The organism is Streptomyces sp. SDT5-1, from assembly GCF_052245995.1.
Classification (GTDB): Bacteria; Actinomycetota; Actinomycetes; order Streptomycetales; family Streptomycetaceae; genus Streptomyces.
The window spans coordinates 2,064,785-2,091,042 of sequence record NZ_CM125963.1; the positions used below are offsets into that span (position 1 = coordinate 2,064,785).

A 26,258-nucleotide genomic window follows, 5' to 3' on the forward strand; every position below is an offset into this window, starting at 1 on the left:
GCAGCGGGGTCCGGGGCGGAGCCCCGAACAACGTGGGACCCGCAAGCCCGTTGGCTTGCGGGTCCCACGTCACATGCGGCTCAGCGGAGCGTTCACGCAGCCTTGGGCGCGTTCACGTCGGCCGGAAGCGCCTTCTGAGCGACCTCGACGAGCGCGGCGAACGCGTTGCTGTCGTTGACGGCCAGCTCGGCCAGCATCTTGCGGTCCACCTCGATGTTGGCGGCCTTCAGACCCTGGATGAGGCGGTTGTACGTCATGCCGTTCTGGCGGGCAGCGGCGTTGATGCGCTGGATCCACAGCTGACGGAAGTCGCCCTTGCGCTTCTTGCGGTCGTTGTAGTTGTAGACGAGGGAGTGGGTGACCTGCTCCTTCGCCTTGCGGTACAGACGCGAACGCTGACCGCGGTAGCCGCTGGCCTGCTCGAGGATCGCCCGACGCTTCTTGTGCGCGTTCACCGCGCGCTTGACGCGTGCCACTTGTTAACTCCTTGTAGCGGGGCCGGGGTTGTCTTCACCCGACCCGAATTCGAATAGTCCCGGTCCAGCCGACGTACAGGGCGCGAGTGCGCCCGTACATCACTTGCCGAGAAGCTTCTTGATCTTCGCGGCGTCGCCCGGGGCCATCTCGGCGTTGCCGGTGAGGCGACGCGTCACGCGGGACGACTTGTGCTCGAGCAGGTGGCGCTTGCCGGCGCGCTCACGGAGCACCTTGCCGGAGCCGGTGACCTTGAAGCGCTTGCTGGCACCGCTGTGCGACTTGTTCTTCGGCATGGCGCCGTTCTCTCCTCGTCAGTGGCGTTCCCGACCGGTCCGTGCCATGGGCGCGAACCGGCCGCTGGGAAACGTCAGTTGTGTCAGTTGGTATCCGTGGCGTGCGGGCTGCACGCCACCGGATCATGCCTCGGCGGGCTGCTCCTCCGCGGGCTGCTCCTCGGCTGCGTTCTGCGAACGTCCGGGGTTGGCCTTCGCGTCGGCCTTGCGGGCGGCCTGGGCCTCGCGGGCCTCAGCCATCGCCTCGGTCTTCTTCTTGTGCGGACCGAGGACCATGATCATGTTGCGGCCGTCCTGCTTCGGGTTCGACTCGACGAACCCGAGGTCCTGGACGTCCTCCGCGAGACGCTGCAGCAGCCGGAAGCCGAGCTCCGGACGGGACTGCTCGCGACCACGGAACATGATCGTGATCTTGACCTTGTCGCCCTGCTTGAGGAACCGGACGACGTGACCCTTCTTGGTGTCGTAGTCGTGCGGGTCGATCTTCGGCCGGAGCTTCATCTCCTTGATGACCGTGTGCGCCTGGTTCTTGCGCGCCTCACGGGCCTTCATGGCCGACTCGTACTTGAACTTCCCGTAGTCCATGAGCTTGCATACGGGCGGACGGGCGTTCGCCGCCACCTCGACGAGGTCGAGGTCGTACTCCTGAGCAAGCTCAAGGGCCTTGGCAAGCGGAACAATCCCGACCTGCTCGCCGCTGGGACCGACAAGTCGCACTTCGGGAACGCGAATCCGGTCGTTGATGCGGGGCTCGGCGCTGATGGATCCTCCTCGGTAGCACCACACGACGGCCTGGCGGACCGCCGCGTACGTTTGTGACGTAAGTACCAACCGCGCCGAAGCACAAAAAATGCCCCGGACGGTACACACGCGGGGCTCCAAGGACTACCGGAACACCGCCACGGTGAACCGCGGGGCGCAAGCTCGGACGGTTCCGTCGTCCGTACGGAACGACGGTGACCGTCTGACCGGTGACCCACCGCCCTGGTCGGGCGGTCAGGTGGGAGATCGGAGCCTCCACTTGTGGGCCGGGGCCTTCGGTCCGTGAGGACGTGGGCTTCCGGCCGGTCGTCACACAAGGTTAGCAGGACTTGGGGGGTGCGCCCAATCGAGTGCGCGCGACATATCGTGGGGGCCATGAGTGACGCGACCCCCGCAACCGAAAATCCCGACTACGACGCGCTGACCCGCGACATCGCCGAGGTTCCCGCCGTCGAGGTCATCGTGACGGTCGCGGTGAACCTGATGAGCGCCGCCGCGGTGAAGCTCGGCCTCACCGAGGAGGGCGACGCCCACAAGGACCTCGACGAGGCCCGCAAGCTGATCCACGCCCTCGCGGGCCTGCTCGACGGCAGCGCGACGGAGATCAGCTCCTTCCACGCCGCTCCCCTGCGCGACGGTCTGAAGTCGCTGCAGCTCGCCTTCCGCGAGGCCTCGGTCGTCCCGGACGAGCCCGGCAAGGGCCCCGGCGAGAAGTACACGGGCGCCGTCTACGGCTGACGGCGCCCGCCCGCATCACCCGCGTACGTAGAGGGGCTCGCCCGGTGGCGTCGCCTCGGCCGGCAGGAGTGCCAGGTCGAGGCCGCGCACCAGGCGGGCCCTCAGTGTTTCGTCGGCGGCGATGCGGCCCGCGATCGCCTGGGCGGTGGCCTGCACGTCGGTGTCCGCGTCGAGGACCAGGGCGAGGGTGCCGTCCGCCTGGCCGGGGCCCAGGTAGGCGCGGGCGACGGACGGCTCGGCGGCGACCGCGGCGCGCGCCGCGTCCCTGACGGCGGGGTCGGCGAGCGGGTCGGCGTCGGTGCGGCCCTCCGCGAGGGCGTACAGGGCGGCGCCCGTCAGCTCGTACGGGACGGGGCCCGCGACGTCGAGGACGACGGTGTCGGCCTGCTCGTGGGCGGCGGCCTGGAGTGCCTGGTGCAGCGGTACGGCGACGGGGCGGGCCTCGGGGTCCCACAGGGCGAGCGAGGCGGTCGAGGTGAAGGCGGGCAGCGCCTTGCGGCCCGCGGCCTTCAGGGTCGGGACCGCCATGTCGGACGTCTTCTCGCGGCGCAGGCCGTTCTCGTCCTCCTCGACCTCGCCGAGCACGGCGACCACGGGGACGAGCAGCCGGGCGTCCTTGAGCGCCGCCAGGACCGGGCCGTGGGCCGTGCGGTCCTCCGACCACGCGGCCAGGGCCTCGGTCAGGCGCGGGTCGGCCGTGCCGTCGTCGTCGGAGAAGCCGGGGTCGGGAATGTTCTTGTTCGCCACGATCAGGGAGCCTACCGAGGCGGCGGGGGCGGATTCTCAGCGGACCCTGAGGCGGGGCTCATGGTGCGCACAGGGCGGCGGCCGAGCATCGCGGCATGTCCCGCAGAGCCCGCAGAGTCCGTCGAAGGCGTTTCCACGTCGCCGCGGCGCTCGTCGTCGCCCTCGCCGCCGGCGCTACGGTCGGTGCGAAGGCGTGGCCGCACACCGGTGCGACCGCCCTCGTCTCGCACGCCTCCCCCACGCCCGAGGAGAGTACGACCGTGGATCCGGACACCGAGCTCGCCGAGGCCGTGAAGAAGGCGGCCGCGGGCCACGACGGCGGGGTCTCCGTCGCGGTCCTCGACGCTGCCGGAGGGACGAGCGCCTCGTACGCGTCGGAGGACGGCGGCACGTACGACACCGCGAGCATCGTGAAGGTCGACGTGCTGGCGGCGCTGCTGCTGCGGGCCGCGGACGAGGGGCGCTCGCTCACCGCGCAGGAACGGACGTACGCCGCCGCGATGATCGAGCGGAGCGACAACGACGCGACGACCGCGGTGTGGGACGAGATCGGGCGGGCGGACGGCCTGGACGCCGCGAACGAGCGCCTGGGCCTGACCCGGACCAGCGGCGGCGAAGGCGCGCTGTGGGGGCTGACGCAGACCACGGCGGCCGATCAGCTCACCCTGCTCAAGCAGGTGTTCGGGGTCGGCGACGACCTCGTCCTGGGCGCGGACGCGCGGGCGTACGTCCAGGGGCTCATGGGCAACGTGGAGAGCGATCAGGCGTGGGGCGTCTCGGCGGCGGGGGACGGCGCCGCGGCGCTGAAGAACGGGTGGCTGAAGCGCAGCACCACGGGCCTGTGGGTCATCAACAGCGTGGGGCGGGTGACCGTCGACGGGCGCTCGTACCTGGTGGCCGTCGTCTCCCGGGGGAGCGCCACCAAGGAGGCGGGCGTCGATCTCGTCGAGGCGGTGGCGAAGGCCGCGGTGCCGGTGGTCAGCGGCGCCGCGTGAGGCGGTGGCCGCGCCACAGGTGGCCGCCCACACCGAGCAGCACCACGCCGACACCGGCCGCCAGCGCCGCCACCCAGGTCGCGAGGCCCTCGTCCGAGTCGTCGTCGGGGCCGGGACCGAAGTACTCCTTGCCGTACGAGGCCGGGGTCAGGCGCTGCGGTTTCAGCTTGGCGCCCGCGTCGATGGCCGCGGCGGGGTCGACGAGGCCGAAGCCGCGCGAGTCGTCGCGGCCGCCGGAGGGCGGGTCGTCGGCCGTCTCCTCCATGAGCCGCTTGATCTGGGCGGGGCTCAGCCCCGGGTGGGCGGCGCGGACCAGGGCGACGGCGCCGGACACGAACGCGGAGGCAGCGCTGGTGCCCCACGCCGAGTAGTACTTGCGGTCGGGGTCGGCCGTGACGATGCCCCGGCCGGGCGCGGCCACGGAGGCGTACCAGCGGCGGGTGGAGAAGGAGGCGCGGGCGCCCGTGGAGTCGACGGCGGTGGCGCTGATGACGCCGGGGTACGCGGCGGGGTACGAGATGTGGTCGCCCTGCTCCCCGCCGTTGCCCGCGGAGGCGACGACGGAGACGCCCTTCTTCAGCGCGTACTGGACGGCGGCGTCCTCGCTGGCCTCCGGGTGCGCGGTGCTGGAGTCGTCGCCGAGGGAGAGGTTGATGACGTCGGCGCCGTGGTCGGCGGCCCAGCGGATGCCGTCCGCGAGCGCGTTGCCCCGGGTCTCGCGGGCCTTCGCGCGGGCCGGGTCGCCGTCCTCCAGGATCACCCGCACCGGCAGGATCCGTGCTTCGGGGGCGACGCCCATGACGCCGTCGCCGTCGTCCTTGCCGTGTCCGTGGCCGGCGATGATGCCCGCTATGGCGGTGCCGTGCCGGGCCCAGGGGCGGTCGCCGCGCTGCGCGCCGAAGCCGACGAGGTCCTTGCCCTCCAGCACGTTCCCCTCGAGGTCGGGGTGCTCGTCGTCGACGCCGGTGTCGAGGACCGCGACGGTGACGCCCTTGCCGCGCGTCGTCTTCCAGGCGTCGTCGGTGTGCAGCGCGGTGAGGCCCCACTGCTGGGAGCGGACCGTGTCGGCGTGGGCCGCGGTGGTGGGCAGCAGCGCGATGAGGGCCGCGGTGGTGGCCGCGGCGATCGTGTGGTGGCGCTTCATGACGGCTACTGCTCCGTGTCCCGGTCGGCGGCCTGCTTGACCGTCTTGCGCAGGTCCCTTTCGATGCGGTCGGCGACGCCCTGCGCGTCGTGGCCGAGGCCCGCCTGGGCGGGGGCGCTGGTGGCGCCGCTCTTCATGGCCTCCGCGGCCGGTTCGGGCTCGCTGACGGCGCGGCCGTCGGCGAAGCCGGACACCGCGTACACGACGACCGGGGCGTCGGTGAGGATGTTGATCGTCCAGGACGCGCGCTGGCGGTCGCCGAACTTCTCGGCGGCGGTGCCCTTGGCGGCGTACGGGCGGGGCATGAGGTCGTCGCGCCGGTCGAGGCCCTGCTCCATGAAGCGGGAGCGCAGCGCCTGGGTCGCCTCCGCGTCGGCCTTCGTGAACATCAGGCCGACCGTGGTGACGTTGCTCTGCGAGGCGTCGGTGTACGTGGCACGCAGCAGGCGCAGGCAGCCGGCCGAGCGCAGCGCCTTGTGCAGCAGCGGGTCGAAGGCCTTGGCACAGGTGCCGTCGGGGGCGACGGCGATCCGGGTCCAGGTGCGGTCGGCGCGGCCGGGTCCCGCGCCCTCGCCCTTGAGGGTGCGCGGGAAGAGGCGGTCGACGGGGACGCCGTGCCAGAGCTGCCCGGCCTCCCGGTAGGCGGTCTGCACGGACGGCGGTCCGTCGTCGCCGGTGAGCAGGGTGCCGGTGGTGGCGCCGCCGATCAGGCCGAGGCCGAGTATCAGGCAGGCGGCGATGGCGGCGGTGCGGGGCTTCAGGCGGGCGCCGATGGGGCGCAGGAGCGTGGTGCGGTCGTCGTAGTGCTCGGGGGGCGCGAACCGGACGAAGGGCCTGCCGGCCGTTTCCGGGCGGGGGGTGAGGTCGACCGTGCCTATGGGGCGGCGGGGCGGTTTTGGTGGTGCCGGTGGCATCGGCGGCAATGGGGGCGCCGTCGCGGGGCTCTGCCCCGGGCCCCGCTGCTCAGTCGCCGCAGGGGCTTGATTCTGCCCACCCGCAGTCGGCGGCACCGGGCGCAGACGTGTCGTCGACTCGACGGCGGGGACCTCAGGCGGGAGAGGGGTGCCGGTGGAGGCCGGAGGTGCGTCCGGGAGGCGCGTCGACGGGGACGGAGGCGGGGGTGTGGGAGGCAACGGTGGGGCCGTGGGGGGAAGTTGGGTGGGGGTGGGAGGCGTGGTGGGGCGCGGTGGGACGCGTCGGGCCTGCGTGCTCATGCCTCCCCCGTCTTCTCGAGCAAACCTGCGCGTCACTCTAACGGGCGCGGCGAGGTCGCGGCGCGACCCGCACACGGGATCGACCGTTCCATCACCATCCGTCCCCCTACCCTGCGGTAATCCTGTCTGGCAGGCTTCGGCCATGACACCGCGCGCCGCCGATCGGGCCCGGTACGACCGGGCCACCGCTCATCTCGACGCCCCTCTGGCGATCGTCGACCTCGACGCGTTCGACGCGAACGCCGACGACCTGGTGCGCCGGGCCGCAGGCAAGCCGATCCGGGTCGCCAGCAAGTCCGTGCGCTCCCGCGCCCTGTTGGAGCGGGTGCTCACGAGGCCGGGGTTCGCCGGGATCATGTCGTTCACCCTCGCCGAGTCGCTGTGGCTCGCGCGCTCCGGGTTCGAGGACGTGCTGCTCGCCTATCCGTCCGCCGACCGCTCCGGTTTCGCGGAGCTGGCGCACGACCCGAAGCTGGCGGCCGCCGTGACCGTGATGGTCGACGACCCGGCGCAGCTCCGGCTCATCGAGGGCGCGCGGGACGGGGGCCGGGAGGAGATCCGGGTCTGCCTGGAGCTGGACACGTCGTGGCGGACGCTCGGCGGCCGGGTCAGGATCGGCGCGCTCAGGTCCCCGCTGCGTACGCCGTCCCAACTCGCGGACCTGGCCCGCGTCGTGACCCGTCGCCCGGGATTCCGGCTCGCGGGGCTCATGGCGTACGAGGGTCATGTCGCGGGCGTCGGGGACTCGCTGGCCGGGCGTCCCGTGCGCTCGCGGGCGATCCGGCTGATGCAGGGCGCGGCCCGCAAGGAGCTGGCGGTGCGGCGGGCCGAGGTGGTGCGGGCGGTGCGGTCCGTGGCGCCCGACCTGGAGTTCGTGAACGGGGGCGGCACGGGGAGCGTGCAGCACACGGCGGCGGAGGCGGCCGTGACCGAGATCGCGGCGGGTTCGGGGCTCTACGTCCCGCGGCTCTTCGACAACTACACGTCGTTCACGGGGCGCCCCGCCGCGCTGTTCGCGCAGCCCGTGGTGCGCAGGCCGGGCGTCGGTGTCGTCACCGTGCTCGGTGGCGGGTATCCGGCCTCCGGTGCGGCGGGCGCTGACCGGCTGCCGGTGCCGTATCTGCCGGAGGGGCTGCGCTACGACGCGCAGGAGGGGCCGGGCGAGGTGCAGACGCCGCTGCTCGGTTCGGCGGCGGACGATCTGCTGATCGGGGACAAGGTGTGGTTCCGGCACGCGAAGGCCGGGGAGCTGTGCGAGCGGTTCGAGACGCTGCACCTGGTGTCGGGCGACCGCGTCGTGGAGACGGTGCCGACGTACCGGGGCGAGGGCTACACGTTCCTGTAGCCCCCGCCTCCGGTGGACCTATCCGTGGATGGAGTCGACCTGGTCGGGGACGACCGAGCCGTCGTCCCTGAGCAGCGGGCCGAAGCCGCCCTCCGGCTTGTTGTAACCGGCCGTGGAGCACGGGTACGTGCCCGACTTCTGCGGCAGCGGCTCGATGAACATCGGGTTGGCGACCCAGCGTCCGTCGGCGTTGTCGTAGGCCCGGCACATGATCTCGGGCTTGTTGCGGTTGAGGACGAGGTGGGCGCCGGTGGCGTCGCCGACGAAGGTCACGTCGGTGTCGGCGTCACCGCCGCCGAGCGCGATGCGCTTGCCCCACTTCTGCTTCTCCCAGGCCGCCTTCCCCTTGATGTGGAAGATGTCCTGGTTGATCCAGCAGCGCTTGCCGTCGATGTACGGGATGGCCTCGCCCTGGTTCGCGCCGACGCCGCCGCAGCCCTCGTTGTACGTGGTGATGCGGCCCCGGGAGTCCAGGACGGAACGGATCGCGATGGTGTGGTCGCGGTCGATGCCGACGCCCTTCGACCAGACCTCGGTCACCGGTTCGGACCCTGCGGACACGATGTAGACGTCGAATCCGGCCCGCTGGAGCGTGCGGATGAGGTCGCGCTGCTGCTCGTAGTAGCGCACGTAGCCGGGGATGGTGTGCGTGCCCAGCTTCTGCGTGGCGCCGACGGGCGCGGCGAGCGCCTCCTCGCGTGCGGCGGCGGCGTACGACTCCAGTTCGGGGACGGTGTGGCCCGCGAAGAGCTGGGGCACCCAGGCGTACTGGGGCACGGTGCGGCGGTGGTTCCACTCGCCCGCGAAGGCGGCGGCGCCGCTCATCGTCTTGCCCGACTCACGGATGTTGAAGATCTCGTCCGTGCAGTCGGTGTCGGTGGAGGTGGGGAGCGGGGCGCCGACGGGGACGTCGGTGCCGCAGGCGGCGGTGAGCGCCTTGTCGGCGTCGTCGGTCATCCACTTGCTGGTCTTCTTCCAGCTCGCGGGCCGCAGGATCTTGTCGTGCCTGAGCGACCAGGCGATGGTCGCGTCGGTGACGTCGTTCTTGCTGACGGTGTTGTCCCAGTCGAACGCGGCGACGGGACGCGGGCCCTTGTGCCCGCCGCAGATTCCCCGCTCGTCGATCATGCGCTGGAGCTTGGCCCGGTTCTGGCCGTACCAGGGCAGCTTTTCCGAGAGCTGGGGGCAGTGCGCGGAGGCCGGCTGTGCGGACGTGGCGGCGGCCGCGGGTGTGGTGAGGCTCGCGGCCGCCATCAGGGCGGCGGCCGCGACCGAGGTCCACGCGGCAACATGTCTGTTACGCATGTGAGTGGACCGTACACGCGTGAGCGCGATGCTCACAGGGTTCTCACACCGGTGTCACGTACGCGCCGGAAATGCCTCCGTCGACCAGGAAGTCGGTGGCGTTCACGAATGCCGCGTCGTCGCTGGCGAGGAAGGCGACGGCCGCCGCGATCTCGGTCGCCTCGGCGAACCGGCCGACCGGGATGTGCACGAGCCGGCGCGCCGCCCGCTCCGGGTCCTTCGCGAACAGCTCCTGGAGGAGCGGGGTGTTCACCGGGCCGGGGCACAGGGCGTTGACCCGGATGCCCTCGCGCGCGAACTGCACGCCCAGCTCCCGTGACATGGCGAGGACGCCGCCCTTGGAGGCGGTGTACGAGATCTGCGAGGTGGCGGCGCCCATCCGGGCGACGAACGACGCCGTGTTGATGATGGAGCCCCTGCCCTGCCGCCGCATGTACGGGATGGCCGCCTTGCAGCACAGGTACACGGAAGTGAGGTTGACGTCCTGAACCCGCTTCCACGCCTCGAGGCCGGTGTCGAGGATGGAGTCGTCGTCGGGCGGCGAGATGCCCGCGTTGTTGAACGCGACATCGACGCTGCCGTAGGTGTCGTACGCGGCCTTGAACAGCGCCTCGACCTGCTCGGCGTCGGTGACGTCGACCTGGACGAAGGTGCCGCCGACCTCGTCGGCGGCCTTCTTCCCCGCCACCGGGTCGATGTCGCCGCAGACGACGCGGGCGCCCTCGGAGGCGAGGCGGCGCGCGGTGGCGAGGCCGATGCCGCTGCCCGCGCCGGTGATCACGGCGGTGCGGCCGACGAGGCGGCGGCAGCCGGGGGTCTGGGGGGAACCCCCAGGAGATGTAGCAGTCTCTTCGCTCATAAGGGGTTCAGGCCTCCGTGCTGATGAAGACGTTCTTGGTCTCGGTGAAGGCGGCGAGGGCGTCGGGCCCGAGTTCGCGGCCGAGCCCGGACTGCTGGTAGCCGCCGAACGGGGTCCAGTAGCGCACGCTGGCATGCGAGTTGACGGAGAGGTTCCCGGCGCGGACGGCCTGGGAGACGCGCAGCGCGCGGCCCACGTCGCGGGTCCAGATCGAGCCGGAGAGACCGTAGTCGGTGGCGTTCGCGAGCCGCACGGCGTCGGCCTCGTCGTCGAAGGGGAGGACGACGGCGACCGGGCCGAAGACCTCCTCGACGGCGGCGCGGGCGTCGGGGGCGGAGCCGGTGAGGACGGTGGGCGGGAACCAGAATCCGGGGCCCTGCGGGGCCACGCCCCGGATCGCGGGCTCGCACAGCGGGACGTAGGAGCGCACCCGCTCCAGCTGGGCCTTGGAGATGAGCGGCCCCATCTGCGTCTTCTCGTCGGCCGGGTCGCCGACGACGACCGATTCGACGGCCGGGGCGAGCAGCTCCAGGTACCGCTCGTACACGGACCGCTGGACGAGGATGCGGGTGCGGGCGCAGCAGTCCTGTCCCGCGTTGTCGAGGAAGGACATCGGAGTGGCGAGCGCGGCGGCCTCGAGGTCGGCGTCGGCGAAGACGATGTTCGGGTTCTTGCCGCCGAGTTCGAGGGTCACGCGCTTCACCTGGTCGGCGCATTTGGCCATGATCTGCTTGCCGACGCGCGTGGACCCGGTGAACACGATCTTCGCGACGCCCGGGTGCTCGACGAGGGCGTCGCCCGTGACGGTCCCCTCGCCCGGAAGGACCTGGAAGACGCCCTCGGGAATCCCTGCCTCCAGGGCGAGTTCGGCGAGCCGCAGGGCGGTGAGCGGGGTGGTCTCCGCGGGCTTGAGGAGCACCGCGTTGCCCGCGGCGAGGGCCGGGGCGGTGCCCCAGGCGGCGATCGGCATCGGGAAGTTCCACGGCGCGATGACGCCGACGACGCCGAGCGGTTCGAGCAGGGTGACGTCGAGCCCGCCGGGCACCGGGATCTGGCGTCCTGTCAGCCTTTCCACTCCCCCGGCCGCGTAGTCGAGGAGATCGCGTACGTTGCCGGCCTCCCAGCGGGCGTTGCCGATGAGGTGGCCCGCCTCGCGGACCTCCAACTGGGCGAGTTCCTCGAGGTGTTCGTCGACGACGGCCGCGAATCGGCGCAGCAGGCGGGCCCGGTCGGCGGGGGCGGCCGCGGCCCAGGCGCGCTGGGCCCCGGTGGCGCGGACGACGGCGGTGTCGACGTCGGCGCGGGTGACGGACGGGACGGTGGCCACGTGTTCCTCCGTGGCCGGGTTCAGTACGTGCAGCAATGCGCTCCCTTTCACAGCCTCTCGAATCCCCGGCGGAGTTCCCAGTCGGTCACGGCGGCGTCGTAGGCGTCGAGTTCGACGCGCGCCATGTTGCGATAGTGGGCGACGACCTCGTCCCCGAAGGCGGCCTTGGCGATCGGGCTGTTCTCCCACAGCTCGGCGGCCTCGCGCAGGGTGGCGGGCACGTGCTCGTAGCCGCCGGTGTAGGCATTGCCCGTACAGGCCTCGGGAAGGGACAGCTTGTTCTCGACGCCGTACAGCCCCGCCGCCACGAGCCCGGCGACGGCGAGATACGGATTCACGTCACCGCCCGGCAGCCGGTTCTCGAAGCGGGTCGAGCGGCCGTGGCCGACGACGCGCAGCGCGCAGGTGCGGTTGTCGTGCCCCCAGGCGACGGCGGTCGGCGCGAAGGAGCCTGGCTGGAACCGCTTGTAGGAGTTGATGTTCGGCGCGTACAGGAGGGAGAATTCGCGCAGCGCGGCGAGCTGCCCGGCGAGGAACTGCCGCATGACCTCGGACATGCCGTCACCGCCAGGACCCGCCATCACGTTCGCGCCGTCGGCGTCGGCGAGCGAGAGATGCACGTGGCAGGAGTTCCCCTCCCGCTCGTTGTACTTCGCCATGAAGGTGAGCGAGCAGCCCTCCTGCGCGGCGATCTCCTTGGCGCCCGTCTTGTAGATGGCGTGCTGGTCGCAGGTGACGAGGGCCTCGTCGTAGCGGAAGGCGATCTCGTGCTGCCCCGGATTGCACTCCCCCTTGGCGGACTCGACGGTGAGCCCCGCGCCGGCCATCTCCGTACGGATGCGGCGCAGCAGCGGCTCGATCCGCCCGGTCCCGAGCACGGAGTAGTCGATGTTGTACTGGTTGGCCGGGGTCAGGCCCCGGTAATTGGCGTCCCACGCCTGCTCGTACGTGTCCTTGAAGACGATGAACTCGAGCTCGGTGCCGACCTGGGCGGTGAGCCCGAGCTCTGCGAGCCGGTCGAGCTGGCGGCGCAGGATCTGCCGGGGCGCGGCGACGACCGGGGAGCCGTCCTCCCAGGCGAGGTCGGCGGTGACCATGGCGGTGCCCGGGTTCCACGGCACGCGGCGCAGCGTGGACAGGTCGGGACGCATGGCGAAGTCGCCGTAGCCGCGCTCCCAGGAGGACATCGCGTAGCCGTCGACGGTGTTCATGTCGGTGTCGACGGCGAGCAGATAGTTGCAGCCCTCCGTGCCGTGTTCGAGCACCTCGTCGAGGAAGAAGCGGGCGGCGAACCTCTTGCCCTGGAGCCGGCCCTGCATGTCGGGGAACGCGAGGACCACGGTGTCGAGCTCTCCGCTGCGGACGAGGGCGTGCAGCTCCTCCACGCTCAGCGGGGGTGTGCGGTCTGCCACGGGACGTTCCTCCTCAGGTCAACCGGAAGCCACAACGTAATCTCCGCACCGCCACCAGGGAAGCAGCCACGGGGCACGCCGCAAGGACACTGCCCCGGTGGCGCTGCCCGCATGCTGAACGCCCCGGTGCGGCGCCGCGCGATCTCGTACGCTCGGGTGCTCGGCACGTACGGCATCGGGGAGCGCGCACCATGGTGAGCAGGCCGCTGATCGGCATCAGCACCTACCTGGAGGACAAGGCCGCCTGGGGCATCTGGGAGTTGCCGGCGGCGCTGCTGCCCGCGGGCTACCCGCGCCTGGTGCAGCGCTCGGGCGGCCTCGCCGCGATGACGCCCCCGGACGACCCGAAGCACGCGCCGTCGGTCGTGGCGCGGCTCGACGGGGTGATCGTGGCGGGCGGCGCCGACGTGGACCCCGCCCGGTACGGCGCGGAGCGCGACCCGCGCACCGGGCCCGCGGCGGCGGAGCGGGACGCGTGGGAACTGGCCCTGATCCGGGCGGCGTTGACGTCCGGCACGCCGCTGCTCGGCATCTGCCGCGGCATGCAGCTCCTCAACGTCGCGCTCGGCGGGACGCTGACGCAGCACATCGAGGGCCACGTGAAGGAGACGGGCGTCTTCGGCACCCACACCGTCACCCCGGTGCCCGGCACCCGCTACGGCGACCTCGTCCCGGAACCCACCGAGGTCCCGACCTACCACCACCAGTGCGTCGACCGCCTCGGCAAGGGCCTGGTCGCCTCGGCCCACGCGGACGACGACACGGTCGAGGCGGTCGAACTCCCCGGCATGTCCTGGGTGATGGGCGTCCAGTGGCACCCCGAGATGGGCGAGGACGCGCGCCTCACGGACGGCCTCATCCGCGCAGCCGGCACCCCCCACGGCTTCTAACCCTCAACTCCCGTCCCGCCGGGGGCGCTTCGGCGTGTGCGGTGCGGTGGGGGGGGCAGCCCCGGTTCGGCAAATCAAGCCCCTGCGGCGATTGAGCAGCGGGGTCTGGGGCAGAGCCCCAGGGCGCATCGGCGGCGGGCGAGACAAATCTAGCCCCGCCGGCGATTGAGGCGCGGGGCCCGGGGCAGAGCCCCGCGACGTCAACCCCGGTGTGCGGCCGGGACCCGGGGACAGGGCCCCAGGACGCATCGGCGGCGAGCAACACACACCAAGCCCCGCCGGCGATTGAGGCGCGGGGCCCGGGGCAGAGCCCCGCGACGTCAACCCCGGTGTGCGGCCGGGACCCGGGGGCAGAGCCCCAGGACGCATCGGCGGCGAGCAACACACACCAAGCCCCGCCGGCGATTGAGGCGCGGGGCCCGGGGCGGAGCCCCGTGACGTCAAGCCCGGTGTGTGGCGGGGGCCCGGGGGCAGGGCCCCCAGGAGCGCAACCCCGGTGCCGGTCAACCTGAACGGGTCAGCGACAGCAGGTCCCTCGCCGGGCCGACCGGCCGATGCCCCGTCGTCCACACCGCCCGCAAATCGCGCGCCAGCCTCGCCCCCTCCAACGGAATCTCCACGAGGCGCCGCGCCGCCAGCTCCTCCCCCACCGCGAGCTCGCTCAACACGGAGGGCCCCGCCCCGCTCACCGCCGCCGACTTCACCGCGGTCGTCGACGACAGCTCGATCAACGGTCGCGCGAGCCCGCCGAGCGCGGCGTCGAGGACCTGCCGCGTCCCCGACCCCTCCTCGCGCAGGATGAGCGGCGTCGCCGCCAGCTCCTCCGCCGCGAGGGGCTTGCGCCGCCGCGACCACGGATGCCCCGGGGCCGTGACCACGATCAGCCGGTCGTGCGCGATGACCGCCGAGTCGAGCCCCGCGGGCACGGAGACCCCCTCCACGAACCCGAGGTCCGCCTCCCCGCCGAGCAGCCGCTCCGCGACCACCGTCGAGTTCCCGGCGAGCAGCGACACCGCCGTGTCGGGCCGTTCGGCGCGCAGCGCGATCAGCCAGCGCGGCAGCAGATACTCGGCGATCGTCATGCTCGCCGCGACCCGCAGCCGCGAGTCCCGCCGGTCCCGCAGCGCGGACGCCCCCGCGTCGAACTGTTCCGCCGCCTCGACGATGGGCCGCGCCCAGTCCGTGACGAGCGCGCCGCTGTCGGTGAGCCGGGAGCCGCGCGGCGACCGGTCGACGAGCGCGAGCCCGAGCTGCCGCTCCATGGACCGGATCCGGCTGCTCGCGGCGGGCTGCGTGATGCCGAGGGCGCGGGCGGCGGCGCCGAGGCTGCCGAGCCGGGCGACGGCGAGGAGCAGTTGCAGCGCGCCGAGTTCGGGCACCCGGTGGGCGAGTCCCGCGTCCGTCGCGTGCTCGGTGATCCCTGTCGCGGCCGTGTCCGGCGTCTCCTCCTGGCTCATAAGCCCAGGTTATGCCCTCATAGCGGGAACGTCCCTGGTGGGGGCCTTCGTCGGGCGGGACCGTAGGACCATGGTCACCGCCGCCGTCCGACAGCTCGGACCCAACTGGTACGCGTCCGTCATGGGCACCGCCATCGTCGCGAACGCGGGCGCCACGCTGCCCGTACGGATTCCGGGCCTGCGGTCGGCGCTCACGGCGGTGTGGGCCCTGTCGTTCGTGCTGCTGCTGGTCCTCCTGGCCGCCCGCGCCCTGCACTGGCGGCACCACTCCGACCGGGCGAGGGAGCAGTTGCTCGACCCGGCCGCCGCGCCGTTCTACGGCTGTCTGTCGATGGCGCTCCTCGCGGTGGGCGCGGGCACGCTGCTCGTCGGCCGGGACTGGATCGGCGAGCCCGCGGCGGTCGCCGTGGACGCCGTCCTGTTCACGGCCGGCACGGTCGTCGGCCTCGGCGCCGCGGTCGCCATCCCGTACCTGATGGTGGTCCGGCACCGGATCGCCGCCGACGAGGCGTCTCCGGTGTGGCTGCTTCCGGTGGTCGCGCCGATGGTGTCGGCGGCCGTGGGTCCGCTCCTCGTACCGCGTCTGCCGGCCGGGCAGGCGCAGCAGACGCTGCTCCTGGCCTGCTGCGCGATGTTCGGCGTGAGCCTGCTGGCGACCCTGGTGATGCTGCCGGTGATCTTCGCGCGGCTCGTCACGGCGGGTCCGCTGCCCCTGGCGCTCACGCCGACGCTGTTCCTGGTGCTCGGCCCGCTGGGCCAGTCGACGACCGCCGCGAACAAGTTCGCCGACGCCGCGCCGGGCGTGCTCCCCACCTCGTACGCGCACGGTTTCCCGGCGTTCGCCGTCCTGTACGGGGCGCCGGTGATGGGCTTCGCCCTGATGTGGCTGGCGCTCGCCCTTGCGATGGTGGTGCGGGCGCGGCGACGGGGCATGGGGTTCGCGATGACGTGGTGGGCGTTCACCTTCCCGCTCGGCACGTGCGTGACGGGCGCGGAGGGCCTGGGCGCGCACACGGGCCTCGCGGCCTTCGACGCCCTCGCGCTGGCGCTGTACGCGGGCCTGGTCACGGCCTGGACGCTGGCGGCGGGCCACACGGCCCGCGGCCTCCTGACGGGCCGCCTGCTGCCATCCCGCCCCGCGTCCCCCGCCCCGGCCCCTGTCAGCGCTTGAGCGCCCGGTACCGCTTGAGCAGCGCCGAGAGGCGGGCCGGGTCCGCCGCCCCGTTGAGCTCGGTCAGCAGGTCGTCGGGGCACAGCTCGTACAGGTCGCCCCACCAGCGCCTGCCCCGGTTGTCCCAGATCCGGTAGCCGCCGGGCACCCCGCGGGCCACGTACCTACGCCTGCTCACCGCTCCCCCGCCGCGCGCGAAAGCACCCCGCCGAGCACGGCCGCCGCCTCCGTCAACGACGGGCCGTACCAGGTCAGGTGGCGGCCGCTGACGAGGGCCGAAGGGGAGTCGAAGCATTCGGGGCCGTCGTCCACCGTGAAGCGGTACGGCTCGTCCGGGAGGACCACGACGTCCGGCTCGCGCGCGCGGAGTTCGTCGAGCGGGATCCGCGGGTAGCGCTCGGCGTGGCCGGCGTACAGGTTGTCCACGCCGAGCCGCGCCAGCAGGTCCCCGGCGAAGGTGTCGCGGCCGAGCACCATCCACGGCCGCCGCCAGATCGGCACGACGGCCGTCGACCGGCGTCCGGGCACCGGGAGTTCGGCCCACGCGGCCTCCGCCTCGTCCAGCCAGCCGGGCCGCCCGGCCGCCCCGCACGCCCGCAGCACCCGGCCCAACTCCCGTACGGCCTGCGGCAGTTCACGCACCTCCGTGACGAGGACCTCGATGCCCGCGGCGCGCAGGGCGGCGAGGTCGGCGGGGCGGTTCTCCTCCTCGTTGGCGACGACGAGGTCGGGGCGGAGCGCGACGATCGCCGGGACGTCGGGGTTCTTGGTGCCGCCGATCCGGGCCACCGCCAGGTCCGCGGGATGCGTGCACCAGTCGGTCGCGCCGACGAGCACCCCGGGCAGCGTGACGGCGACCGCCTCGGTCAGGGACGGCACGAGCGAGACGACGCGCACGGCGGCCGGGCCTACTTCGGGCCCGGCTCGTCGACCGCGTCGATGTGCTCGGCGACCGCGACGACGAGCACCCGCGCGTCCGGCACGGTCGCCCGCCACCGGTGCCGCACGCCGCCGGTCAGGTACAGGGTGTCGCCGCGCACCAGCCGGTAGGCGCGGCCCTCCGCCTCGACCTCGACGGCGCCCTCGGTGACGTGCATCAGCACGTCGTTGCGGAGCTGGAACTCGCGGCCCGGGTCGTGGTCGCCGACGAATTCCTGGGCGTTCATCTGGTGGTGGCCGCGGACCAGGGACCGTACGACGAAGTCCGTGCCGTCATCGGCCGCGGTGGGGTCGTCGGCGCGCACCAGGTCGACGGTGCGGGCCGGGTCGGCGGCGGCGAGGAGTTCGACGGCGGTGGTGCCGAGCGCGTCGGCCACCTTCTCCAGGGAGCGGCGGCTGGGCCTCGCCCGCTCGTTCTCGACCTGGCTGAGGAACGGCACGGAGAGCCCGCTGCGCTCGGCGACGGCCGAAAGGGTCAGCTCGAGCGCACGGCGGCGGCGCCGGACGGCCGCGCCCACGCGCAGTGATTCCTTGTGTTCGTCCATGGCTTCCGCTCCCTCCCGCCGGTCGCGCCGTGCTGCTGTCCTGTTCGTTTGACAGCACCCTACGCATGTTCACCCCACGGTTTCATGTGAGCGGGGGAAAGCGGTGGGTCACGATCGGGCCCGGGCACGTCCCCGGACATGCCGTGAGGGGCGGGCTCCCTCATGGGAACCCGCCCCTCACGGTCGTTCACGCCTCTACGGAGGTCAGGAAGCGGTCATCCGCTTCTCGACGTCCTGGTGCGTCTCGAGCCACTTGGACACGGCGTCCTCCTCGTGGCCCTGGCCCGCGCTCTTGATCTCGGACTCCAGGCTCGCCAGCTCGTCCTCGCTCATCTTGAAGTTCTTGAACCACTTCGTGAGCTGCGGGTACTTGCTGGGGAAGTCCTTGTTCGAGATCGTGCGGATCTTGTCGCCGGGACCCCAGGCCTTCTTGGAGTCCTTCAGCTTCGTCAGCTTGTAGTCGCTGTACGCCCAGTGCGGGGACCAGAGCACGACCGCGATCGGCTCCTTCTTGGCGTACGCGCGCTTCAGCTGCGCCAGCATCGCCGGCGTGGAGCCGTCGACGACCTTGTACTCCTTGTCCAGGCCGTAGGCCGGGAGCACGTCCTTCTTCAGGAGGTTCATCTCACCGGTACCGGCCTCGATACCGACGATCTTCCCGTCGAAGAGCTTCGACTTGCCCTTCAGGTCCTCGTAGGACTTGACGCCCTTCACGTAGGAAGGAACCGAGACCTCGAGGGAGGTCGGGCTGTACCAGCTGCCCAGGTCCTTGAGGTTCTTCTTGTTCTTGTTCCAGTAGTTGGACTGGGCGTGCGGCAGCCAGGCGTCGAAGTTCACGTCGATGTCGCCGGAGGCGAGGCTCGTGTAGACCGGGCCGACCTCCATCTGCTTCAGGTTGAGCTTGTAGCCCTTCTTCTCCAGAACGTGCTTCCAGAGGTGCGTGACGGCGATGTCCTCGTCCCAGGGGAACCAGGCGACGTTCACCGGGCGCTTGGCCTCGGCCGGGGTGCCCTGCTTGACCGGGGCGACCTTGTCGACGAAGCCGGGGTTCTGCTTCAGCCACGTCTTGACGGCGTCCTGCTGCTTGCCCTTGCCGGCCTTGTTGATCTCGGCCTCAAGACTCGTGAGCTGCTTCTCGCTCATCTTGAAGTTCTTGACCCACTTGTCGACCTCGGGGAACTCCTTCCCGAAGCCCTTGCGGGCCAGCGAGTGCACGCCGTCGCCCTTGCCCCAGGCACCCTTCGGGTCCTTGAGCTTGGTCAGCTTGTAGTCGTTGTACGCCCAGTGCGGCGACCACAGCGGAACCACGATCGGCTTCTTGGCGGCGTACGCGCGCTTCAGCTGCGCCAGCATGGCCGGCGTCGAGCTGTCGACGACCTTGTACTCCTTGTCGAGGCCGTACTCCTTGAGGACCTTGCTCTTCAGCAGGCCCGTCTCGCCGGCGCTCGCCTCGATGCCGGTGATCTTGCCGTCGAACTTGTCGGCCTGGCCCTTCAAGTCCTCCATGGACTTGATGTCCTTCATGTAGGACGGGACGGCCAGCTCCAGGGACGTCGGGCCGTACCAGGCGCCCAGGTCCTCGAGCTTCTTGCCGTACTTCTTCCAGTACTGGGCGTGCGTCGTCGGCAGCCACGAGTCGGTCTGGAAGTCCACGCTGCCGTTGGCGAGCGAGGTGTACAGCGGGCCGGCGTCGAACTGCTTGGCCTCGACCTTGAAGCCGCGCTGCTCGAGGATCTCCTTCCACAGGAACGTGGAGGCGACGCCCTCGTCCCAGGGGATGTAGCCGATGGAGATCTTCTTGCCCTGGCCCACGTTGGTGGAGGCGGCGGTCGGGGAGGCCCCGCCGCTGTTCTGGCCGAACATGCCCATGCCGCCCGCGACGAGCGCGAGGACGACGACACCGATCACGGCCACGGCCGGACGGGGACGGTACGACCAGATCTTCAGGCCGTGCGTGGCCCGCAGCTTCGCCAGTGCACGACGGCCCAGCGGGGACACCTGCTGACCCAGCGAGCTGGTCATGCGGTCCAGGTAGACCGCCAGGATCACGATCGAGATACCGGCCTCGGCACCCAGACCGACATTCAGCTGGCCGATGGCCTCGTTGACCGCGCCGCCCAGACCACCGGTACCGACCATGCCCGCGATCGCGGCCATCGACAGACCCAGCATGATGACCTGGTTGACACCCGCCATGATCGTCGGCAGCGCCAGCGGCAGCTGCACCCGCCACAACGTGTTGCTGGGCTTGGTACCGAACGCGTCGGCCGCCTCCACCAGCTCCTTGTCGACCTGCCGGATGCCCAGCTCGGTCATGCGCACACCCGGCGGCACCGCGAAGATCAACGTCGCCACGATGCCCGCGGGCGCACCCGAACCGAAGAACAGGATCGCCGGGATCAGGTAGACCATCGCCGGCAGCGTCTGCATCAGGTCCAGGACCGGACGGAACAGATTGCTGATCCGGTTCGAACGCGCCGCCCAGATACCCAGCGGCACACCGATGATCAACGCGATCAGCGTCGAGACGAGGACGAGCGACAGCGTCAGCATCGCGTCGTCCCACAGCTCCAGGTTCTGGATGAACCAGAACCCGATGAAGGTGAGGACACCGCCGAGCGTGCCGCGCAGCCAGAACGCGATCACGGCGAAGATGCCCGCCATGAGGAGGGGCTCAGGGGCCTGGAGCACGTCGCTCAGGCCGTTGTAGACGCCGTTGAAGATGTCCTCGAAGAAGCCGAACAGCCAGTCGAGGTGGGTCAGCATCCACTGGACGACGTCGTTGACCCAGTCACCGAAGGGAATCCTAGGCACCGGCGTTCACCTTCTCGGCGGGCTCGTCGCCCTCGCCGTGCGGCGAGGGGACGGTGTCCTGCTTGTCCTCGACGACGCCTGCGGCCTCGCCCTTGTCGGCGTCGTCCTCGACGGTCTTCATCGGCTCGCCGAGCACGGCGAGGAGGCGCTCGCGGGGCACGACGCCCTGCAGCTCGCCCTCGTCGTCCACCACGGCCACCGGTATCTCACTCATCGAGCACGGCGTGAACAGATCGATGATCGGCGCATCCTGATGCACCTTCGCCGGAGCCTTCGCCAGCGTGTAACCCGCCTCCGGCTCCGCCATGATCGCCCGCGCGCTCAGCACCCGGGAACGGTCCACGTCCTGCGTGAAGGAGGCCACGTAATCGTTGGCCGGCGTGACCAGGATGTCCTCGGCCGAACCGATCTGCACGATCCGACCGTCGCGCATCACCGCGATGTTGTCGCCCAGCCGCATCGCCTCATTGAGGTCGTGCGTAATGAAGACGATCGTCTTCTTCAGCGTCTTCTGCAGCTCAAGCAGCTGATCCTGCATGTCGCGGCGGATCAGCGGGTCCAGCGCGCTGAAGGACTCGTCCATCAGCAGCAGATCCGCGTCCGTGGCCAGCGCCCGGGCCAGACCCACACGCTGCTGCATACCGCCCGACAGCTCGTCGGGGAAGGACTTCTCCCAGCCCTTCAGCCCCGCCAGCTCCAGCGCCTCGACCGCCCGCTTCTCACGCTCGGCACGGGCCACACCCTGCACCTCGAGCCCGTACGCGGCGTTCTCCATCACCGAACGGTGCGGGAACAACGCGAAGTGCTGGAACACCATGCTGATCTTGTGCGAACGCACCGCACGCAGCTCCTTGGGAGCCAGCTCCGTCAGATCCTGCCCGTCGAAACGGACGTGTCCCGCGGTCGGCTCCAGAAGTCCGTTCAGCATGCGCAACAGAGTGGACTTCCCCGAACCAGACAGACCCATGACGACGAAGATCTGGCCGGACTCCACCGTGAACGACGCGTCGATCACAGCGGCGGTGGTTCCCTCGGCGCGCAGCTCCTCACGGTCTGCACCGCTGCGGAGTTTCTCCACAGCCTCATCGGGTCGTCTGCCGAATACCTTGTACAGGTCTTCGGCTTCAAGCCTGGACACATACACCTCTCGGGTCGAAACAACACGGCCCGCCTCCCCCGCCGGCGGGCCGTAGAGCGATACGGATCCGTCCGCTTGACCGGTCACCCCTCAATGGTTGAAGTGCGAACCGGCACCGCTCCGTGGCCGCGCCTGCCCTCGTTTATCTGAAACAAACCGGGGAGTTACCCAGTTCACAGCGTGTTCACTCATGACGATCACGCCCTCACGTTCGGTGACTGTCAGTGGTGTCAGGCATGATGCGAACGTGACCCAGACGACATCCACGACAGGAGCGGCGGCGGACCGGCGCCTGATGCTGCTCGACACCGCATCTCTGTACTTCCGGGCCTACTTCGGGGTGCCGGACTCGGTGAAGGCCCCGGACGGCACGCCGGTGAACGCGGTGCGGGGACTCCTCGAATTCATCACCCGCCTCGTGCACGACCACCGCCCCACCCATCTGGTGGCGTGCATGGACGCGGACTGGCGCCCGCAGTGGCGCGTCGACCTCATCCCCTCGTACAAGGCGCACCGGGTCGCCGAGGAGACGGCGGCCGGGACGCCGGACGAGGAGGAGATCCCCGACACCCTCTCGCCGCAGGTCCCCGTCATCGAGTCGGTCCTCGACGCGCTGGGCATCGCGCGCGTGGGCGTGGAGGGGTACGAGGCGGACGACGTGATCGGCACGTTCACGGGGCGCGCCGAGGGCCCCGTCGACATCGTCACGGGCGACCGGGACCTGTTCCAGCTGGTCGACGACAAGCTGGAGCGGCGCGTCCTCTATCCCCTCAAGGGCGTCGGCACGCTCCAGGTCACCGACGAGGACCTGCTCCGCGAGAAGTACGGGGTGGACGGCGCGGGCTACGCGGACATGGCGCTGCTGCGCGGCGACCCGAGCGACGGTCTGCCGGGCGTGCCCGGTGTCGGCGAGAAGACGGCGGCGAAGCTGCTCGCGCAGTACGGGGACCTGGCCGGGATCATGGCGGCCGTCGACGACCCGAAGTCGAAGCTGACGCCGACCCAGCGCAAGCGGCTCGACGAGGCGCGCCCGTATCTGGCGGTGGCGCCGACGGTGGTGCGCGTCGCGGGCGACGTACCGCTGCCGGACGTGGACACGGCGCTGCCGCGCGAGCCGCGCGACGCCGAGGCGCTCGACGCGTTGGCGGAGCGGTGGGGCTTGGGAGGTTCTTTGCAGCGCCTTCTCACCACCCTCTCAGAATGAGGTGTTAGCTTAGGTATACCTAACCAACTGTGGATCGAGGGAGACCGCCACATGGCCGAGCGCCCCGCACGCCCGCCCCGCAAGGCCCGCTTCGCACAGGTCGTGCGCGCCGAGAGCCTCACGCCCCACATGCGGCGGGTGGTGCTCGGCGGCGAGGGGCTCGCGGACTTCCCTCGGGAGCTCGAACACACCGACCACTACGTGAAGTTGCTCTTCCCGCCGGCCGGTGTGAGCTACGACGAGCCGTTCGACATCGCGCGGATCCGTGAGGAACTCCCCCGCGACCAGTGGCCCGTGACGCGTACGTACACGGTGCGTGCCTGGGACCCGCAGGCGCTCGAGCTGACCCTCGACTTCGTGGTCCACGGCGACCAGGGCCTGGCCGGGCCCTGGGCCGCGCGCGTCGAGGGCGGCGAGACCATCCACCTGATGGGTCCCGGCGGCGCCTACCACCCGGACGCCACGGCGGACTGGCATCTGATCGCCGGTGACGAGAGCGCCCTGCCGGCCATCGCCGCCGCCCTCGAAGCGCTGCCCGAGGGCGCGCGGGCGCACGCCTTCATCGAGGTGGAGGGCCCCGAGGAGGAGCAGAAGATCGACTCCCCCGTCGAGGTCACCTGGCTGCATCGCGCGGGTCGCCCGGTGGGCCAGGCGCTCATCGCGGCGGTCACAGGACTCGACTTCCCCGCGGGCCGTCCGCAGGTGTTCGTGCACGGCGAGGCGGGCTTCGTGAAGGAGCTGCGCCGCCATCTGCGGATCGACCGGGAGATCCCCCGCGAGGACCTGTCGATCTCCGGCTACTGGCGCCTCGGGCACAACGAGGACGGCTGGCAGGCCTCGAAGCGCGACTGGAACGCGCAGGTGGAGGCCGAGCAGGAGACCTCGGCCTGACCCGTACGCCGTACGCTTGCCCGATGTGAGACGACGCAAGCGCCCCGCCCCTCCCCCCTCCCCGCTCCCGCAGCGCGAAGGCATCGACGCCGTGCGCGTCCGGATGCCGGAGGGCGCCGGGGAGGGCGGCACGGTCCGGGACCACCTCGTGGCGCGGCTGCCCGCGGAGGCGACGGTGATCGACCGGATGATCGACCGGGGTGCCTTCGTGACGGCGGACGGCCGCCCCGTCACCGCGGACAGCCCTTATGTGGTGGGCGGCAGCGTCTGGTTCCACCGGGAGCTCGCCCCCGAGGTCCCCGTGCCGTTCCCCGTCGAGGTCGTGTACCGCGACGAGCACATCGTGATCGCGGACAAGCCGCACTTCCTCGCCACGACGCCGCGCGGCAGCCATGTCACCGAGACGGTGCTGGCCCGGCTCCGCCGCGACCTCGGCCTCGAACGGCTGAGCCCGGCCCACCGTCTCGACCGCCTCACGGCCGGGCTCGTGCTGTTCGTGGTGCGGCCCGAGGAGCGCGGCCGCTACCAGACCCTGTTCCGCGACCGCCGCGTCACCAAGGAGTACGAGGCGGTCGCCGCGTACGACCCGGCGGTGGAGCTGCCCGTCACCCTGCGCGGCCGGATCGAGAAGGTGCCCGGCAGGCTCGCCGCGTTCGAGGTGCCGGACGGCGAACCGAACGCCGAGAGCACCATCGAACTCGCGGAGCACCGGGGCGGGTTGGGGCGCTACCGCCTGACCCCGCACACGGGCCGCACGCACCAGCTGCGCCTCCACATGAACCGCGCCGGCCTGCCGATCCTCGGCGATCCGCTCTTTCCGTACGAGACCGAGCGGGTGGCGGACGACGACTTCCGCCGCCCCCTCCAACTGCTCTCCCGGACCCTGGAGTTCACGGACCCGGTGACCGGCCGCGAGCACCGCTTCGTGAGCGGACGGCGACTCGCGGCCTGGTCCTCGTACGAGGAGTGGGAGCGGGGACCCGCCTAGACCGGCAGCCCGTCACTCACCGCGCCACCAGCGGAGGAACCGCTGCCAGACGCCGAGCCTGACGGTCTCCCGGGGCGGCTCGGCCGTCAGCCGCGGGCCCGGCACGGAGGCGGCGGGCGCGGGCGGCGCGGCGTGCCCGGGGCCCGGCGTCGGCGGCGTGGGGGCGCCCTCCGAGGAGATCTCCCAGTTGTAGCGGCTCGGGGTGCCGATGCTCGGCTTGGCGGTGACGTCCTGCTGCGCCCGCGGGCTGAACTCCACGGGCAGCTCCACGAGATGCCGCGACAGGATCGTCGAGACCCACCGCAACTCGGCCTCCGACACCGCGAGTTCGGCATCGGGCAGACGCATCAGGAAGGCGTCGACGCCGATCTCGGCGACGGCACGCCCGATGTCCTGTCCCGGGCACTCGTGCGGCCCGCCGCCGAACGCCAGGTGCGAGCGGTTGCCCTGCATGTGGGCGCCCGGCTCGGGGCGGATCACCGGGCAGGCGTTGCCGGGCTGGATGCCGAAGATCAGGCCGTCGCCCGCGCGGATGCGCTGCCCGCCGAGTTCGGTGTCGGTCTTGGCGAAGTAGCCGACCATGGCGCTGAACGGCGGTTCGTCCCACAGCGACTGCTCGACCGCCTCGGGCACCGTCATCTGCCCGCCGTTGAGCCGCGCCCTGAACCGCGGGTCGGTGAGGACGACGCGCAGCACGTTCGCGATGAGGTTGGCCGTCGCCTCGTACGCGGCGATCAGGATGAGCCGCAGGTGCTGGCCGACCTCGTCGTCGCTGAGGCCCGCGGGGTGGGTGATGAGGTGACTGGTGAGGTCCTCGGCGGGCTGGGCGCGGCGCCGGTGGGTGAGCTCCATGAGGACGCTCATGATGAACTCGTTGCTGGCGATCGCCGTCTCGGTGCCCTTGATCATGTCGCGGGCGGCCTGCACGAACCGCTCGCTGTAGGCCTCGGGCGCCCCGATGATCTCCAGCAGGACCATCATCGGGAGGTGTTCGGCGAACTCGCTGACGACCTCGCACTCGCCGCGCTCGGAGAACCGGTTGATGATCTCCTGGGTGGCCTTGTTGATGGAGCGGCGCAGGTCGCGGTGGTTGATGGTCTCCACGGCGCTGTCGACGGCGTCGCGCAGCCGCCGGTGCGTCTGCCCCTCGTTGAAGGATGTGATGGGCTGCCAGCCGAAGACCGGGGCGAGCGGGTGCGTCGGCTTGACGTTGCCGTTGCGCAGCTCCGTCCAGTTGCGGGAGTCCCGGTTGAACAGACCGGTGGACGTCACCATGTGCAGGTTCTCGCTGTGCCCGAGCACGGCCCACATGCGCACGTCGTCGTGGATGAGCACCGGGGCCACCTGGCCGTGCTCGGCGCGCAGCTTCTCGTACACGCCGGCGATGTCCGCGTCGGCCTCGGGACCGTAGAGCCTGCGCAGTCCGCCGGGGCCGAGGGCGTGGGCGGGGCAGCCCGGCGGCGGCTCCAGCGGTGACTCTCCGAGGGCGTCGAATGCGGTGGGCGACTGTGGAGGCTGGGAGGGTGACGTCACGGGAATGCTCCGGTCGGTGTGGTTCGACGGAATTCGACGGGATTCAGCGGGATTTTCAGCTGGATTCAGC

Annotated in this window: 25 protein-coding genes; 8 read left to right on the plus strand and 17 right to left on the minus strand. The window is 71.5% G+C overall.

The features are described from left to right. Positions 1 to 92 precede the first annotated feature (92 nt). The 3 genes from rplT to infC form a co-directional block, all read right to left on the minus strand. Positions 93 to 476, minus strand: coding sequence for a 50S ribosomal protein L20 (gene rplT / locus ACTWJ8_RS09670; RefSeq protein WP_356386007.1), 384 nt, complete (start codon positions 474 to 476; stop codon positions 93 to 95). 99 nt (positions 477 to 575) lie between these two features. After that, entirely contained in the window at positions 576 to 770 is a 195-nt protein-coding gene (rpmI, locus tag ACTWJ8_RS09675; protein WP_004933563.1) for a 50S ribosomal protein L35, read from the minus strand. Positions 771 to 893: 123 nt separating this feature from the next. After that, positions 894 to 1,556 (minus strand): translation initiation factor IF-3, encoded by a 663-nt coding sequence (infC, locus tag ACTWJ8_RS09680; RefSeq protein WP_356386009.1) that lies wholly within the window; start codon positions 1,554 to 1,556, stop codon positions 894 to 896. Positions 1,557 to 1,907: 351 nt separating this feature from the next. Here infC and ACTWJ8_RS09685 point away from each other — a divergent pair, with 351 nt between their 5' ends. Beyond that, the gene (locus ACTWJ8_RS09685; protein WP_356386012.1) at positions 1,908 to 2,270 is read left to right on the plus strand and encodes a DUF1844 domain-containing protein; all 363 of its coding nucleotides are present in this window, start codon (positions 1,908 to 1,910) and stop codon (positions 2,268 to 2,270) included. 15 nt (positions 2,271 to 2,285) lie between these two features. Here ACTWJ8_RS09685 and ACTWJ8_RS09690 read toward each other — a convergent pair whose 3' ends face one another. Beyond that, the gene (locus ACTWJ8_RS09690; RefSeq protein ID WP_443263594.1) at positions 2,286 to 3,017 is read right to left on the minus strand and encodes an SseB family protein; all 732 of its coding nucleotides are present in this window, start codon (positions 3,015 to 3,017) and stop codon (positions 2,286 to 2,288) included. A gap of 95 nt (positions 3,018 to 3,112) precedes the next feature. On the opposite strand from ACTWJ8_RS09690, the gene ACTWJ8_RS09695 reads away from it, so the two are divergent. Beyond that, positions 3,113 to 4,012, plus strand: a complete 900-nt coding sequence (locus ACTWJ8_RS09695) for a serine hydrolase (protein WP_443263595.1) — start codon at positions 3,113 to 3,115, stop codon at positions 4,010 to 4,012. Here ACTWJ8_RS09695 and mycP read toward each other — a convergent pair. Further along, entirely contained in the window at positions 3,996 to 5,156 is a 1,161-nt protein-coding gene (gene mycP / locus ACTWJ8_RS09700; protein ID WP_443263596.1) for a type VII secretion-associated serine protease mycosin, read from the minus strand. The two genes, ACTWJ8_RS09695 and mycP, sit on opposite strands and share 17 nt — an antisense overlap. A gap of 5 nt (positions 5,157 to 5,161) precedes the next feature. Next, complete coding sequence (locus ACTWJ8_RS09705; protein WP_356386023.1) at positions 5,162 to 6,070, minus strand: hypothetical protein; 909 nt, start codon at positions 6,068 to 6,070, stop codon at positions 5,162 to 5,164. 442 nt (positions 6,071 to 6,512) lie between these two features. Here ACTWJ8_RS09705 and ACTWJ8_RS09710 point away from each other — a divergent pair, with 442 nt between their 5' ends. Further along, complete coding sequence (locus tag ACTWJ8_RS09710; protein ID WP_443263597.1) at positions 6,513 to 7,715, plus strand: amino acid deaminase/aldolase; 1,203 nt, start codon at positions 6,513 to 6,515, stop codon at positions 7,713 to 7,715. Positions 7,716 to 7,733: 18 nt separating this feature from the next. On the opposite strand, the gene ACTWJ8_RS09715 is transcribed toward ACTWJ8_RS09710, so the two are convergent. Genes ACTWJ8_RS09715 through ACTWJ8_RS09730 form a run of 4 tightly spaced genes read right to left on the minus strand, consistent with a single transcriptional unit; the run spans position 7,734 to position 12,618 of the window. Continuing rightward, complete coding sequence (locus tag ACTWJ8_RS09715) at positions 7,734 to 9,020, minus strand: haloacid dehalogenase-like hydrolase (protein ID WP_356386029.1); 1,287 nt, start codon at positions 9,018 to 9,020, stop codon at positions 7,734 to 7,736. A gap of 43 nt (positions 9,021 to 9,063) precedes the next feature. Beyond that, positions 9,064 to 9,879, minus strand: a complete 816-nt coding sequence (locus tag ACTWJ8_RS09720; RefSeq protein WP_356386032.1) for a 3-oxoacyl-ACP reductase — start codon at positions 9,877 to 9,879, stop codon at positions 9,064 to 9,066. 7 nt (positions 9,880 to 9,886) lie between these two features. Continuing rightward, positions 9,887 to 11,242: an aldehyde dehydrogenase family protein gene (locus ACTWJ8_RS09725; RefSeq protein WP_443263598.1), complete on the minus strand. Its 1,356-nt coding sequence runs from the start codon at positions 11,240 to 11,242 to the stop codon at positions 9,887 to 9,889. An 11-nt stretch (positions 11,243 to 11,253) separates the two neighbouring features. After that, complete coding sequence (locus ACTWJ8_RS09730) at positions 11,254 to 12,618, minus strand: glutamine synthetase family protein (RefSeq protein WP_443263600.1); 1,365 nt, start codon at positions 12,616 to 12,618, stop codon at positions 11,254 to 11,256. Positions 12,619 to 12,809: 191 nt separating this feature from the next. Here ACTWJ8_RS09730 and ACTWJ8_RS09735 point away from each other — a divergent pair, with 191 nt between their 5' ends. After that, positions 12,810 to 13,508 carry a gamma-glutamyl-gamma-aminobutyrate hydrolase family protein gene (locus tag ACTWJ8_RS09735; protein ID WP_356386040.1) on the plus strand — a complete coding sequence of 233 codons (699 nt, stop codon included), beginning with the start codon at positions 12,810 to 12,812 and terminating at the stop codon, positions 13,506 to 13,508. A 503-nt stretch (positions 13,509 to 14,011) separates the two neighbouring features. Here ACTWJ8_RS09735 and ACTWJ8_RS09740 read toward each other — a convergent pair. Next, the gene (locus tag ACTWJ8_RS09740; RefSeq protein WP_356386043.1) at positions 14,012 to 14,965 is read right to left on the minus strand and encodes a LysR family transcriptional regulator; all 954 of its coding nucleotides are present in this window, start codon (positions 14,963 to 14,965) and stop codon (positions 14,012 to 14,014) included. Positions 14,966 to 15,035: 70 nt separating this feature from the next. Between ACTWJ8_RS09740 and ACTWJ8_RS09745 the strand changes: the two genes are divergently transcribed. Next, positions 15,036 to 16,136 (plus strand): TDT family transporter, encoded by a 1,101-nt coding sequence (locus ACTWJ8_RS09745; RefSeq protein WP_443263601.1) that lies wholly within the window; start codon positions 15,036 to 15,038, stop codon positions 16,134 to 16,136. On the opposite strand, the gene ACTWJ8_RS09750 is transcribed toward ACTWJ8_RS09745, so the two are convergent. The 5 genes from ACTWJ8_RS09750 to ACTWJ8_RS09770 all read right to left on the minus strand — a co-directional run bounded on the left by ACTWJ8_RS09750 (position 16,126) and on the right by ACTWJ8_RS09770 (position 21,572). Next, the gene (locus tag ACTWJ8_RS09750) at positions 16,126 to 16,314 is read right to left on the minus strand and encodes a hypothetical protein (RefSeq protein ID WP_356386047.1); all 189 of its coding nucleotides are present in this window, start codon (positions 16,312 to 16,314) and stop codon (positions 16,126 to 16,128) included. The two genes, ACTWJ8_RS09745 and ACTWJ8_RS09750, sit on opposite strands and share 11 nt — an antisense overlap. Beyond that, complete coding sequence (locus ACTWJ8_RS09755) at positions 16,311 to 17,033, minus strand: helical backbone metal receptor (protein ID WP_443263602.1); 723 nt, start codon at positions 17,031 to 17,033, stop codon at positions 16,311 to 16,313. The genes ACTWJ8_RS09750 and ACTWJ8_RS09755 overlap by 4 nt, the downstream gene beginning before the upstream one ends. 11 nt (positions 17,034 to 17,044) lie before the next feature. Continuing rightward, a complete protein-coding gene (locus tag ACTWJ8_RS09760) occupies positions 17,045 to 17,620 on the minus strand; it encodes a helix-turn-helix domain-containing protein (RefSeq protein ID WP_356386053.1) in 576 nt (191 codons plus the stop codon). Positions 17,621 to 17,824: 204 nt separating this feature from the next. Beyond that, positions 17,825 to 20,434: an ABC transporter permease/substrate binding protein gene (locus ACTWJ8_RS09765; protein WP_443263603.1), complete on the minus strand. Its 2,610-nt coding sequence runs from the start codon at positions 20,432 to 20,434 to the stop codon at positions 17,825 to 17,827. Then, complete coding sequence (locus ACTWJ8_RS09770; protein WP_356387958.1) at positions 20,427 to 21,572, minus strand: quaternary amine ABC transporter ATP-binding protein; 1,146 nt, start codon at positions 21,570 to 21,572, stop codon at positions 20,427 to 20,429. The genes ACTWJ8_RS09765 and ACTWJ8_RS09770 overlap by 8 nt, the downstream gene beginning before the upstream one ends. A 295-nt stretch (positions 21,573 to 21,867) precedes the next feature. On the opposite strand from ACTWJ8_RS09770, the gene ACTWJ8_RS09775 reads away from it, so the two are divergent. The 3 genes from ACTWJ8_RS09775 to ACTWJ8_RS09785 are packed head-to-tail and all read left to right on the plus strand — an operon-like array spanning position 21,868 to position 24,655. Further along, positions 21,868 to 22,776: a 5'-3' exonuclease gene (locus ACTWJ8_RS09775; RefSeq protein ID WP_356387959.1), complete on the plus strand. Its 909-nt coding sequence runs from the start codon at positions 21,868 to 21,870 to the stop codon at positions 22,774 to 22,776. 51 nt (positions 22,777 to 22,827) lie between these two features. After that, positions 22,828 to 23,667: a siderophore-interacting protein gene (locus ACTWJ8_RS09780; protein ID WP_356387381.1), complete on the plus strand. Its 840-nt coding sequence runs from the start codon at positions 22,828 to 22,830 to the stop codon at positions 23,665 to 23,667. A 25-nt stretch (positions 23,668 to 23,692) separates the two neighbouring features. Continuing rightward, a complete protein-coding gene (locus ACTWJ8_RS09785; RefSeq protein WP_443263604.1) occupies positions 23,693 to 24,655 on the plus strand; it encodes a pseudouridine synthase in 963 nt (320 codons plus the stop codon). Positions 24,656 to 24,667: 12 nt separating this feature from the next. Here ACTWJ8_RS09785 and ACTWJ8_RS09790 read toward each other — a convergent pair whose 3' ends face one another. Further along, entirely contained in the window at positions 24,668 to 26,188 is a 1,521-nt protein-coding gene (locus ACTWJ8_RS09790) for a cytochrome P450 (RefSeq protein ID WP_443263605.1), read from the minus strand. Between the last annotated feature and the right edge of the window lie 70 nt (positions 26,189 to 26,258).

Bases quoted from the DNA above. Each gene is read 5' to 3' on its own strand.
- ACTWJ8_RS09685 (WP_356386012.1), top strand. From the start codon at position 1,908: ATGAGTGACGCGACCCCCGCAACCGAAAATCCCGACTACGACGCGCTG.
- ACTWJ8_RS09715 (WP_356386029.1), bottom strand. From the start codon at position 9,020: ATGCGTAACAGACATGTTGCCGCGTGGACCTCGGTCGCGGCCGCCGCC.
- ACTWJ8_RS09740 (WP_356386043.1), bottom strand. From the start codon at position 14,965: ATGAGCCAGGAGGAGACGCCGGACACGGCCGCGACAGGGATCACCGAG.
- ACTWJ8_RS09705 (WP_356386023.1), bottom strand. From the start codon at position 6,070: ATGCCACCGGCACCACCAAAACCGCCCCGCCGCCCCATAGGCACGGTC.
- ACTWJ8_RS09720 (WP_356386032.1), bottom strand. From the start codon at position 9,879: ATGAGCGAAGAGACTGCTACATCTCCTGGGGGTTCCCCCCAGACCCCC.
- ACTWJ8_RS09710 (WP_443263597.1), top strand. From the start codon at position 6,513: ATGACACCGCGCGCCGCCGATCGGGCCCGGTACGACCGGGCCACCGCT.
- ACTWJ8_RS09775 (WP_356387959.1), top strand. From the start codon at position 21,868: ATGCTGCTCGACACCGCATCTCTGTACTTCCGGGCCTACTTCGGGGTG.
- ACTWJ8_RS09780 (WP_356387381.1), top strand. From the start codon at position 22,828: ATGGCCGAGCGCCCCGCACGCCCGCCCCGCAAGGCCCGCTTCGCACAG.
- ACTWJ8_RS09695 (WP_443263595.1), top strand. From the start codon at position 3,113: ATGTCCCGCAGAGCCCGCAGAGTCCGTCGAAGGCGTTTCCACGTCGCC.
- rpmI (WP_004933563.1), bottom strand. From the start codon at position 770: ATGCCGAAGAACAAGTCGCACAGCGGTGCCAGCAAGCGCTTCAAGGTC.
- ACTWJ8_RS09745 (WP_443263601.1), top strand. From the start codon at position 15,036: ATGGTCACCGCCGCCGTCCGACAGCTCGGACCCAACTGGTACGCGTCC.
- ACTWJ8_RS09760 (WP_356386053.1), bottom strand. From the start codon at position 17,620: ATGGACGAACACAAGGAATCACTGCGCGTGGGCGCGGCCGTCCGGCGC.
- mycP (WP_443263596.1), bottom strand. From the start codon at position 5,156: ATGAAGCGCCACCACACGATCGCCGCGGCCACCACCGCGGCCCTCATC.
- ACTWJ8_RS09735 (WP_356386040.1), top strand. From the start codon at position 12,810: ATGGTGAGCAGGCCGCTGATCGGCATCAGCACCTACCTGGAGGACAAG.